This window comes from bacterium (assembly GCA_028821235.1).
Lineage (GTDB): Bacteria > Actinomycetota > Acidimicrobiia > Spongiisociales > Spongiisociaceae > Spongiisocius.
Map to the genome: position 1 here is coordinate 88,837 of JAPPGV010000128.1, position 11,136 is coordinate 99,972.

At 64.4% G+C, this 11,136-nt stretch carries 10 protein-coding genes; 2 read left to right on the top strand and 8 right to left on the bottom strand.

Translation table 11 applies throughout. The annotated features are described in order from the left end of the window. Window positions 1–5: 5 nt before the first annotated feature. Window positions 6–701 carry an ABC transporter ATP-binding protein gene (locus tag OXK16_13355; protein MDE0376931.1) on the bottom strand — a complete coding sequence of 232 codons (696 nt, stop codon included), beginning with the start codon at window positions 699–701 and terminating at the stop codon, window positions 6–8. 275 nt (window positions 702–976) lie between these two features. Here OXK16_13355 and OXK16_13360 point away from each other — a divergent pair, with 275 nt between their 5' ends. Next, window positions 977–2,032 (top strand): alcohol dehydrogenase catalytic domain-containing protein, encoded by a 1,056-nt coding sequence (locus OXK16_13360; GenBank protein MDE0376932.1) that lies wholly within the window; start codon window positions 977–979, stop codon window positions 2,030–2,032. Window positions 2,033–2,058: 26 nt separating this feature from the next. On the opposite strand, the gene OXK16_13365 is transcribed toward OXK16_13360, so the two are convergent. The 5 genes from OXK16_13365 to OXK16_13385 form a co-directional block, all read right to left on the bottom strand. Then, window positions 2,059–3,264 carry an adenosylhomocysteinase gene (locus OXK16_13365; protein ID MDE0376933.1) on the bottom strand — a complete coding sequence of 402 codons (1,206 nt, stop codon included), beginning with the start codon at window positions 3,262–3,264 and terminating at the stop codon, window positions 2,059–2,061. Window positions 3,265–3,286: 22 nt separating this feature from the next. Continuing rightward, window positions 3,287–4,498 carry a hypothetical protein gene (locus tag OXK16_13370; protein ID MDE0376934.1) on the bottom strand — a complete coding sequence of 404 codons (1,212 nt, stop codon included), beginning with the start codon at window positions 4,496–4,498 and terminating at the stop codon, window positions 3,287–3,289. Continuing rightward, window positions 4,491–6,179: an AAA family ATPase gene (locus OXK16_13375; GenBank protein ID MDE0376935.1), complete on the bottom strand. Its 1,689-nt coding sequence runs from the start codon at window positions 6,177–6,179 to the stop codon at window positions 4,491–4,493. Before OXK16_13375 ends, OXK16_13370 begins: the two co-directional genes overlap by 8 nt. A 113-nt stretch (window positions 6,180–6,292) precedes the next feature. Continuing rightward, on the bottom strand, window positions 6,293–7,576 hold the full coding sequence (locus tag OXK16_13380) for a DUF4143 domain-containing protein (GenBank protein ID MDE0376936.1): 1,284 nt from the start codon (window positions 7,574–7,576) through the stop codon (window positions 6,293–6,295). Between the two features lie 128 nt (window positions 7,577–7,704). Then, the gene (locus OXK16_13385; GenBank protein ID MDE0376937.1) at window positions 7,705–8,079 is read right to left on the bottom strand and encodes a Rid family detoxifying hydrolase; all 375 of its coding nucleotides are present in this window, start codon (window positions 8,077–8,079) and stop codon (window positions 7,705–7,707) included. A gap of 292 nt (window positions 8,080–8,371) precedes the next feature. On the opposite strand from OXK16_13385, the gene OXK16_13390 reads away from it, so the two are divergent. Continuing rightward, window positions 8,372–8,731 carry a PaREP1 family protein gene (locus OXK16_13390; protein MDE0376938.1) on the top strand — a complete coding sequence of 120 codons (360 nt, stop codon included), beginning with the start codon at window positions 8,372–8,374 and terminating at the stop codon, window positions 8,729–8,731. 76 nt (window positions 8,732–8,807) lie between these two features. Here the strand turns inward: OXK16_13390 and hutH are convergent, their stop codons facing one another. Both hutH and OXK16_13400 read right to left on the bottom strand, forming a co-directional pair. Continuing rightward, window positions 8,808–10,334 (bottom strand): histidine ammonia-lyase, encoded by a 1,527-nt coding sequence (hutH, locus tag OXK16_13395; GenBank protein MDE0376939.1) that lies wholly within the window; start codon window positions 10,332–10,334, stop codon window positions 8,808–8,810. A gap of 10 nt (window positions 10,335–10,344) precedes the next feature. Beyond that, the gene (locus tag OXK16_13400; GenBank protein MDE0376940.1) at window positions 10,345–11,052 is read right to left on the bottom strand and encodes a helix-turn-helix domain-containing protein; all 708 of its coding nucleotides are present in this window, start codon (window positions 11,050–11,052) and stop codon (window positions 10,345–10,347) included. Between the last annotated feature and the right edge of the window lie 84 nt (window positions 11,053–11,136).

Consider the following 11,136-nt stretch of genomic DNA (forward strand, 5'->3'; position numbering starts at 1 on the left):
CCTCCCTAGAAGAGACCCAGCACTTCGCGGATGTAGTTGACGGTCTCGGTGAACTCCGGCAGCCGCCGGGACCCCGGGACTCGCGGCCTGGGAAGCTCGACTTCGACCACATCCAGGATGCGGCCCGGTTTCGTTCCCATGACCGCCACCCGGTCCGACAGGAACACGGCCTCCCTGATGTTGTGGGTCACGAACACCATGGTCTTGTGCTCATGCTCCGCGATCCTTGCCAACTCGCTGTTCAGGTGTTCCCTGGTGAACTCGTCCAAGGCGCCGAACGGCTCGTCTAACAACATAAGGTCCGGTTCCGAGACCAGCAGCCTGCACAGGGCCACGCGTTGCTGCATTCCGCCGGACAACTCGCGGGGGTAGTGCTGTTCGAAGCCTTCGAGGCGGACCAACTCGATCACGTCCGCGATCCGTTGTTCTCCGTCCAGCCCCATCGTGCCGGTGATCTCGAGCGGCAGGGAGATGTTACGGATCACGTTGCGCCATGGGAAGAGTGTCGAGGTCTGGAACATCAGACCGATCTCCTCCCGAGGCTCGACAATGGCGTTTCTCCCGAGATACACGCTTCCCGACGTGGGGCTCAGGAGACCGGCGATGATCTTGAGAAGTGTCGACTTGCCGCACCCCGAGGGCCCGACCAGGGTGAGGAACTCACCCTTCCTCACCTTCAGCGAAACGTTCTGCAACGCCACCAAGGGCTGCCCGTTCTTCTCGAATACCTGGGTTATGCGGTCGATCGTAAGCGACGATCCACTACCTGGAGTCCGGGAGGCGGAACCTGCAGACACTGTCTCCCGAACCTCCCTGTCGCTCCGCTGGCGTTGCGGGCTGATCGTAGACGCAACTCTGGCAGCCGAAAAAACGCTCTCGTTCCTGGAGGTTTGCTGCCATGTGAGGGAGGATGGTCGGGTTCGGGATGTCGTGACCGTCATCGGCGGGGCATCGAGCGGGCACTACTCTCCCGTGGATGGCGGACACCTCTCTGCGGCAGCCTCCCAGGACGATGACGGCTGCGGAACTTAGCCGCGATCGAACCCTGCGGCTGGCGCGCCGGTCACTGCCCGAGCCGCCGAGCGGTTGGGTTGTCGTCCGGGTCGCCGCCGCCGGTGTCTGCGGGACGGAACTCCACTTCCTCGAAGGCCTCCTCGACCCGGGAGGCCAACCGCGAGTACTCGGACACGAAGTAGCGGGAACCGTGTGCGATCCGGCGACCGATGCCGGGGTTCGGGGCCAGCGGGCGGCCATATACAACGTGGTCAACTGCCGAGCCTGCCGCTACTGCCGTTCGAACCGGGATCGCCTGTGCGAACGCTCGAACGGCATGATCGGCTTCACCGTCGATGGAGGCTTTGCCGAATACGTGGCCGTCCCGGAGGCTAACCTCGTTCCTCTGCCCGAGACTGTCACCTTCGAGGCGGGGGCGGTGCTCGCCTGCAGTGGGATGACCGCGGTTCACGCCGTCCGCCTGGCCGGAATCGGGATCGGAGATCCCGTGGTGGTGAACGGCGTCGGAGGGGTCGGTCTGATGCTCATCCAGGTGGCGGCGCTAGCCGGCGCCGCCGTCCTTGCGGTGGCGGACGACCCCGCCAAGCTGGATCTGGCACGGAGCCTCGGTGCGCGGGCAGGGATCCTGATCGACCATCCGCAAGGTTACGAGGATCTGGACCGGCAAGCCCGCCGGCTACTGGGCCGTGCACCGGACGCGTTCTTCGAGACAGTCGGGACGAGAGAAACGATGCACGCCGGGTTCAGCTGCCTGGCCCCCGCCGGCGCCTTCATCCAGATCGGATACACGAGCCAGCCCCTGGATATCCACCCGGGAGCCCTGATCAGGAACGAACTCCGTATCCTGACCTCGGCCGCCGGCTCCAAGAACGACCTAGAGACTGCCATCGCGCTGGCCGCACAAGGCCAACTGAAGACCGTAATCGCCAACCGAACCGGCCTCGACGGGCTCGAGGCCGCCATCCTCAGCCTGAAAGACCGCCGCGTCCTGGGCAGGAACGTGGTGACGCTGGCGTGATCGGTTCCCGCATCCGCCATCGTCCCTCAACCATCGGAATCCCCAGGTAACGGAGGCGAGAGCCGGGCCGGTGCCTGGCGCATGGACTCGAGCATGGAGGTGGCTGTCTGCTCGTTGATCAACCGGGGCACCGGCTGGGGACCCGGTCGGAACTCGCTACCGGAAGTGGCCAGGGCGGCAAGCGACCGGGCCTGCAGGGTGAGCCCGAGATCCATGGCCTCGATGGGGTTGCCAATTCCCCCGGCGGCCGCAAGATTGACGATGCGGCCCTGGGCCAGCAGGAACACGGTTCGACCGCCGGGCAACTCGTGAGCGTCCAGCGACGGGGCCACCACCTGGCTAGGAGCCTCTCGCTCCAGGCGGAGCACGTCGATCTCGGCATCGGTGTGGCCGGCGTTGGCCAGAAGGGCACCATCGCGCATCGTCTCCATCAGTTCGTAGCTCACCACCCGCTCGCGCCCAGTAGCAGTGATGACCACGTCGGCGGTTCTGACCGCTTCGTCCGCACCGGCCACGTCGAAGCCGTCCATGGCAGCCTCCAGCGCCTTGACCGGGTCGGTCTCCACCGCGGTTACATCGGCGCCCCGGCGGCGGGCATAGAGGGCGATTCCCCGGCCACACCATCCGTAGCCGAACACCACCACCCGCTTCTTGTGCAGCGACATGTTCGTGGCCCGCACGATGGCGTCCACCACCGACTCACCCACCCCGTGCTTGTTCTCCACGATCGCCTTCAACGGGCTGTCGTTGATCACGATGACAGGGAACGTCACAGCCCCGGACAACCTCTCGCGCAGCCGGAAAGCCCCCGAAGTGGTCTCTTCGGTGGCCCCCTCCGGTAACCGGCCGGAGCGAATGCATGCCTCGATCAACTCGGTGCCGTTGTCCAACACCAGATCGGGGCCTGCTGCGGCAATCCGGCCGAGATGACCTCGGACCGCGTCCTCACCATCGCCAGGCCGGTCAAGCACCGTACAACCCCGATCGGCAAGAGCCTCGGCAGTGCCGAACTGGGTGGTGCCCTCGTTGCCCATGGCCACCACCCTGGCACCGGCGGCCAGCAACCCCTCGACCAGCACCGCCGTCTTGGGCTCCAGATGAAGCCGGAACCCGATCGTCAGCCCGTCGAACACCTGATCCTGCGCCAGCTCGGCCAGAGCCTTCCCCAGCACCGGCATCCGCCTCCTGGCCCAGGCGATCCGCCCTTCGGCGGCCGCCCGCTCACTCACCACTCACACCACTCCTCCTAGTTCATCAAGCAGCGTGGTGACGCGAGGCGCGGAGACGCATAGAGCGGACCGTGTCCGCGACCTTGGAGACCTCGGCGAGGATCTCGTCGGGAGGGCCGGAGAGTTCCACGGCCACGACCTCCAACCGCTTGCCGACGTGCTTGATCGTGTGGCTGATCGGGTTCTCTTCGCCCTGGGCGTAGATCAGGAGCCCGCTGGGAAGGTCGGCCGCGATCGTGTAGGCGAGCAACTGGTACAGGTCGGCGTTCGGGATGCCGTAGTCCGTCTTCTTGTACTTGATGTCACCGACGAATACGCAGCGGCTTCCCTCCCACCACGAGATGTCCGGCTTGAGCCGTATCCGGTCGCCGGCCAGCCACATCCGACGACCCGATGCGCCCTGCGGGAAGTCTCGCCCGGTAACTCGCAGGGCTTCGTGAAGAGCCGTGACCATGAAGTCCTCGAACACCTTGTTCATGTCCACCAGGAAGGACGAGGACCGCACGCCGCCGCGGCTGAACTCGATGGAGGTTGAACGGAGTATCAGTTGCGCGAGCCGGATCGCCGGTTCGTAGTGGCGATTCAGGCGGTTGAACGAGAAGTCGGGGATCGCGCCTCTCTGGTATTCGATGTCTGTGACCTGCCCCAGGACCCGGTCGAATGCCCGCAACCTCGTCCGAGCATCCCGCGACCTGATCCGCATCCGTCCGAGACGCACGATGGCGGCCTTGATGAGCCGGTTCATCTCGGTGTCCTCGGTGAAGTCGTCGTAGCTGACCTCGACCGGCGGAAAGATGCCGAAGCGATCCCGGATCTGGTCGTTGAAACGAATGCGGCCGCGCACGCCGTGCAACGCCTCCTCCTCGACCCGGTAGCCGCGGAGCAGGCCTCTGCGGAAGGCGCGGCGGACCTGCGCCACGAAGCCCGGAATCATCGCCTCGAACAGATCTGGTGCGTCACCGAACCGGAAGTCCTCCGGTCCAAACTTCTTGATGTCGAGTGCATAGGAGATAAGGAAGAGCACGCGGTCGATGGGCAGCTTGGGACGTATCTCCAACGACAGCGTGCCTGTCTGGAGTACGCCCACCGTGGAGCCCGGAGTGAGGTCGTAGGCACCCTCCCTACCCAAGGAAGGTACGACGGTGACGGACGCACGATCAGCGAGCACGTCACGGTCCGAAGCGGATAGTTCGACAGCTTCCCGCTTCCTGTACTCCGAGAGGGTGAGTTCAAGCATCTAGCGAATCCTGCTCCCCCACGTCTGCGGCATCTCCTCCGTCGGCGGTGGGGGTAGCTTCGCGCCGCAGCTTGTCCAAGTGGAAGTCCGGTAGCCGGTCCTCTTCGCCGAAGAACTGCTCAGCGATGTACGGAAGAACCGAGTGCTCCCAGATCAACTCGACCCACTCTTTGTCGAGGTCCTCATCCATGAAGTGGCTCGGACCGATAGCGGTGTGACGCCGGCCCAGCTTCTGGTTAGCCAGATCCACCACCTCGGCCACCCAGGTCATCTCGGGCTTCTTCGCCTTCAGCCACCGCTCCACCAGACCTTCGATGGGTGGTTCATCAGGAAAGAACGGAGAGAAGTGGAAGCGCCTACGGAGAGCCGAGTCGACCAGCGCGATCGAACGGTCGGCAGTGTTCATCGTGCCGATGATCCGCAGGTTGTCCGGTAACGAGAACGGATCATTCGAATACTGCAAGCTGATCTTCTCATCCCGGTACTCCAACAGGAAGTAGAGCTCACCGAGCACCTTGCTCAGGTTCCCCCGGTTGATCTCGTCGATAATCAACACGAACGTCCGGTCCGGTGCATTCTTGGCCGCACGGGCGATCCGCTTGAGCGGGCCCTCTCGAAGTTCGAACCCGCCCATCCCGCCTTCGACCGGAGCGGGACGGTATCCCTCTACGAAGTCCTCGTATGCGTAGGAGGGGTGGAACTGCACCAAATCAACTCGCTCCTTGTCACCGGCGAGGTGGACAGCCAGCTTGCGGGCCACATACGTCTTTCCTGTCCCCGGGGGTCCGTAGAAGATGACCTGGCGGCGATGTTCCAGAAGAAGCACGATACGGTTCAGATACTCCACTCCTATGAACAGACTCTCTGCCAAGTCAGGCAGGGTCGTAGGCGCCCGGGGCTCGGGAGGCTCTGGAGGCGATTCTGACTGCTCTAGGATTCTCCAGATGTCGAATTCCGGTCCGTACTCCGGGGAGAGAGCGGCCCGTATCTGCACGAGTTGCCGGTCGACATCGTCGTTGGGTGCCGAGACATATTTGCTGAAGGATTTGGCGACTCTTCTTTTCGCCTGGTCCATCGAGATCGGCTCGAAGGTGTCGGGATGGACCAAGTGGAGAAGCGCGTTGCGCTGCATGTAGGCGGAATCCACCGGGACCCCCCACAGCATCTCCTTGAACTGCCAGGGGTCTCGGAGCAGGTTCTGACGCTGCCCGGAGTTCTGTGTCTTCCAACGTTCAGCGAACCGGATTAGAAACCGGATGGCCCGAAACTGTTGGCGAGTGCTGAGGTACCAGTCGAAGCCATGCAGCGCCGCCTCCAGTTGATGGGGCAGTTGCACCGGTCGCGACGACCAGGTCAATACCTGCTCGATTCGACTTCTCTTGGTGGTGCTCCGCATCCCCCGCTCGCCGACTGCCAGAAAGTGGACATAAAGCATCTCGGCCATTAGTTCGACCACCGCGTCGTCAGCGCCCTCGAGTTGTCTTTGCAGCTTGGTCTGGAAGGAGTCGCTACCCTCATCCGCTCCCTCAACGAATCGACGACGGATCTCGTCGATCCGACGTCGTGACCAGATCTCGGTCCCTGACGTGAACAGCGAACCGTCGCCCTCAAGAGCGGCCTCGACCCAAGCTTGCGCTGCGGCATACAACGGTTCGTACCGGCTACCTTTGAGTTTGGGCATCCGCTCTCCCTTTATTGAACCCAGGTCAGTCGTCGACGGGCTCGGTGGAACACCGTCTGCATCGATTGTACGGAGCGCCTGTGACAGTGACTTCTATGTCGAGCGGCGGGTACTCAGGGGCCTAGGCATGCCAAAGGCACGACCGCCACCCCGTCAGGACGTTGATAGCAGTACCGGCCGCCGGTGACGACCATCAACCGGGCTAGCGTCGCCGCTCGTTCCTTAGATACGCGGTCTCTTAGCTTCAGCAACGCCGCGGACGCGCTATCGATGGAGGAGATACCCCCGAGCTTGACCTCGACGGCGATCCACCGGCCGTCTCCGGTCTCGATGATGGCGTCGGCCTCCAATCCGTAGGTGTCCCGGTAGTGGTAGACGTCGGCATCGTGAGCCTGGGCGTAGATGCGTAGGTCACGGACGACCATGGACTCGAAGAGGAAACCGAAGGCGCCCAGGTCACTTAAGTACCGTTCCGGGCCGACTCCGAGCGCCGCCGCCGCCAGGGACGGATCGACGAAGTGGCGTTTCGGGGAGCGGATCAGGATCGTCCTAGACCTGAGATGCGTGTTCCAGGCCGGTAGGTCCTCGACGACGAACAAGCGGCTCAACGCATCCAGATAGGTCTTGACGGTGGTGCGGTCCACCGGAGTGTCGCCGCCTGTCTCCGAAGCCAGCTTCCGGCACCCCGCGGTAGTGGCCACGTTCCGAGCGAGTGACCGCAACAGGCGCATGACTCGCGTGGGACTGCGGCGGATTCCGTCCACCGCGGAGATGTCGACGCGGCAGATATCACCCAGGTAATCGCGAGTGAAGCGGCGGGCTTCGGTGATCGGCGCGCCGACCAGTCGAGGCCAGCCACCCCTGCATGCGACCTCCACGAGGGTGGTGACGCTGACGGGCGACTCCGCGGCGGGAGGTGTCCGACCCTCCAGCAACCCACCCAGGGACACGACCGGTTCGGATAGTCCGCTTTCGGTGAGCGACATAGGGCGCATGCGGACACGACTCACCCGTCCGGCGCCCGAGTGGCGGGTGAGTTCGTCAGCCGGAACTGCGGACCCGGTGAGAATGAATTGGCCAGGCCGACCGCGCCGGTCACACGAAGCGCGCATCAGGTGCCACAGCTCCGGGACACGCTGCCACTCGTCGAGCAGGCGGGGCGTTGCGCCATCGAGCAGGAGGTCCGGCACCTGGGAAGCGATGTCCCAGAGATCGGGGCGTTCCTCCAGCATGATCTCGCTCCGGGCGAAGCGCTGACCGGTCCAAGTCTTGCCGCACCCCTTCGGACCTTCGATCAGCACTGCCCCCGCGGAGCCCAACGCCACCGGAACCTCGGCGTCTACGATTCGATCCAGATACACCCGCTCTGGAGTGGCGTAGCCTGGATCTGCGAGCACTCGTCACCTCACACGAGGGTTCTCCCCGTATCCTACATTAATCAGTGGTTCTATCCCACAATTATTCGGATATCTATGCCACACACGTAAGGGACTTCAATCCACACAAGTCTGCCCGACTGTGCAGCCTAGGGGACGACGGCTACCAGGTCGATCTCGACCATGATGCCGAGCAGGTCGCTGCCGACGGTGGTGCGGACCGGCTTGGGGTCTCCGAACCGTCGCTCGTAGACGCGGTTGAAGGCCGCGAAGTCGCCGAGATCCTGCAGGTGCACCGTTGCCTTGACGGCGTGGTCGAGGCTGGTGCCGGCCGCTTCGAGAACCGCGCTCAGGTTGTCGATGGTTAGTTCGGTCTGCTCTTCGATGGTGTCGCCGACCACCTTGCCGGTCTCCGGGTCGAGAGGGCCCATCCCTGCCGTGAATACGAGGTTGCCAACCCGCATACCCTGCGAGTAGGGGCCGGCCGGCGCCGCCGCGCCATCGCTGCGGATTTCTTGTTTCATTTCAGTTCCGTCACTCCAGGAGGCTGTTACCTATATCCGCCGGCCCTGCACAGGTACTTACCCCCGTATGAAGGCACCAGCTTCAGTCGGCGTCGAGCCTAATCCCTACGTCGGCGAGACAGTGAGGTCAGTACCGCTCGCTCTCACGCATCTACCAGGGCCTCCTCCCTGAGAGGTTTCGGCTGTGCCGAGTTGGAAGCTCTACGGATGCACCTTCGCCCGCCGGAAGGCCAACCTGCTGGGGTGCAGCACGCCTCTTCCCTTTATCTCACAATCACGATATGATGTCCCTATGACAACTAAGATACGGTATTACAACGTCACCGGACGGGAATACCTCACCAAAGTACACACCTACCTGGCCGAAGACGACCTGTTACAGGCTTCGGAGAAGGGCTGGGGTGCTGCTGCCCAGATGGTCAAAAGCGTCGCCGAGGCCGGGGGTTGGCCCCACAATGGCCATCACGAGCTCTGGCGCGCTGTCAACCTAATTGTCGACCAGACCGGGGATCGCGACATACGAACCGCCTTCGCAGCGGCCGCAGCCCTGCACACCAACTTCTACGAAGGCTGGCTGCCGCGCGAGACCGTCGAGCACTACCTCGCCCAGGTCGACGAACTGGTGTCGAAGTTGGAGGGCCTTTCGTCCTAGCGGCGGCGCCCGTTCACTCCAGGATCCCGCTCGTGACACTGCCAACCCGTGTGACCGGAATCGGAACGCAGCACGGTCAAGCGACCGGGCCTACCACGGCCTCGACCGCATCCACCAGGGCCTCCCGCTTGAGAAGTTCCTCAGCTGCGGCGAGTTCCGGTGACAGGATGCGATCCGGGCCTGGTCCTGGCACGCAGCTTCGCAACAGCCTGACGGCCGCGGCGGTGCCGGCCGCCGGCTCCAGGGGTGCGCGGAGTTCCACGGCCCTTGCGGCGGTGACCCACTCGATTGCCAGGATACGGCGTACGTTCTCGATCACCAGGCGGAGCTTGCGGGCCGCGGACCAGCCCATCGAGACGTGATCCTCCTGCATGGCGGAGGTGGGGTAGGAGTCGACCGAGGCGGGGGCGGCCAGGCGCCGGTTCTCGGCGCACATGGCGGCCGCGGTGTACTGGCCGATCATGAGACCGCTGTCGACGCCGGGATCGTCCGCGAGGAAGGGTGCCAGGCCATGCGAGCGGTTGTGATCGAGCAGGCGGTCCAGGCGCCGCTCGGCGATCGCCCCCACCTCGGCCAGGGCGATCGCCAGGTAGTCGGCGGCCAGAGCGACCGGGGCCCCGTGGAAGTTGCCGCACGACTCGACCCGTCCGTCCGGCAGGACCATCGGATTGTCGATGGCAGACTCGAGTTCCCTCCAGGCGACCTCCGTCACGAAACCGAGCGTGTCACGAGCCGCGCCGTGAACCTGCGGCGTGCAGCGCACCGAGTACGCGTCCTGAACCCGGAGGTCGCCACTGCGGTGACTGGCGACGATCGGGGATCCGGCCAGGATGTTGCGCAGGTTGGCAGCGCTCGTCGCCTGTCCCGGATGTGGCCTCAGTGCCTGAAGGTCGGCTGCGAATGCCCGGTCGGTGGCCAGGAGACCCTCGACGGTGAGCGCCGCCACGATGTCGGCGTCGGCGAGCAGGAACTCGGCATCGTATATCGCAAGGCAGAGCATTCCCAGGATGCCGTCGGTGCCGTTGGTGAGCGCCAAGCCCTCTTTCTCGGCCAGCACCACCGGCGCGATCCCCTCTCGCGCCAGGACATCGGCGGCGCGGGTGGATCCGCCGCCGGTAACCACCTCACCCTCACCCATGAGGACCAAGCCGACGTGGGCCAGCGGGGCCAGGTCCCCGCTCGCCCCGAGGGAGCCATACTCCGGCACCCTGGGGACGATCCCGGCATTCAGCAGGCGGACGAGACCCTCGGCGACTACCGGCCGTGCGCCCGAGTACCCGAGCGCCAAGGTACGAGCCCGCAGGAACATCATGGCCCTGACCACTTCGGTTTCCACAGGAGGCCCCATCCCCGCTGCGTGGGAACGGATCAGCGAACGCTGCAGGTCGGCCCTTCGTTCAGCGGGAATCGTGGTGGTCGCCAGAGCACCGAACCCGGTCGTGACTCCGTATGCCGGGTCACCCTCCGCCAGGTGTTCGACGATGGAGCGAGCGCTGCTCATGCGCTTCAACGCTGCATTCGTAAGGCGTACTTCCACCCCTCGGCGGGCAACATCGACCACATCCGAAAGGGTCACTCCAGGGCCATCAAGACTCAACGTCATCCAAACACCCTTACCGTGGCAGGAGGGCGAGCGAGGTCTCCACAGCGGCTTCTACTACGGCCTCGGTGATGAGATCGAGGCGATCTCCGACCATCCGCTCGGCGGGGCCCAGCACCGAGAAGGCGCCTGCGATCCCCATCGACCACTGGATGGGTGCGACCACCGCGGTCACGTCCGGTTCGATAGCGCCGGTATTGAAGAAGGGCGCAGGGCGCTTGCCGAACCGGATGTCCTTGCTCGTCAGAGCCTCCCCCACCGCCGTACCTTCGATGGGCACCGACTTGCCCACCCATCCGACATGGCGGATGGCTCGCCGGCTCTCGACCGTAGCGATGTAGACGGCCTCGGTCCCGTCCCTGACCGCCAGGTAGGCGGACTCTTCGGTCACCTCCGCCAAGTGCTGAAGGGCCGGCTGGGCCGCCGCGGTCAGTCGGGCGTACGGACCCGACTGGAAGGCGGCGAGCGCTATCCGCACGAAACTCGGCCCGACCGAATACCTACCCAGGTCATTTCGCACCAGATAACCATGGCCGGTCAGGACCCGAAGGTGGCGAAGGGCGGTGCTGATCGGTATGCCGGTCTCCGCGGCAGCGTCGGTCAAGGCGACCGATCCCCCGGTCACCACCGTGTCGAGCAGGCGAAGGACCCTCCCCGCGGACCGCGATGCATGCAGCGTCGACCCGCCTCGGCTTGTGGATTCTGTTCGTGTGACGGTCACTCTTGCTCAACCATTCCTCTGACCGTGTGGTCAGCTTGATTTCAGTATCTGAAATAGACTTCTAGTTATTGACAGAATAGACCC

Excerpts from the sequence above, each read along its gene's own strand:
- OXK16_13360 (MDE0376932.1), top strand. The coding sequence starts at position 977 with ATGGCGGACACCTCTCTGCGGCAGCCTCCCAGGACGATGACGGCTGCG.
- OXK16_13370 (MDE0376934.1), bottom strand. The coding sequence starts at position 4,498 with ATGCTTGAACTCACCCTCTCGGAGTACAGGAAGCGGGAAGCTGTCGAA.
- OXK16_13375 (MDE0376935.1), bottom strand. The coding sequence starts at position 6,179 with ATGCCCAAACTCAAAGGTAGCCGGTACGAACCGTTGTATGCCGCAGCG.
- OXK16_13385 (MDE0376937.1), bottom strand. The coding sequence starts at position 8,079 with ATGAAACAAGAAATCCGCAGCGATGGCGCGGCGGCGCCGGCCGGCCCC.
- OXK16_13390 (MDE0376938.1), top strand. The coding sequence starts at position 8,372 with ATGACAACTAAGATACGGTATTACAACGTCACCGGACGGGAATACCTC.
- hutH (MDE0376939.1), bottom strand. The coding sequence starts at position 10,334 with ATGACGTTGAGTCTTGATGGCCCTGGAGTGACCCTTTCGGATGTGGTC.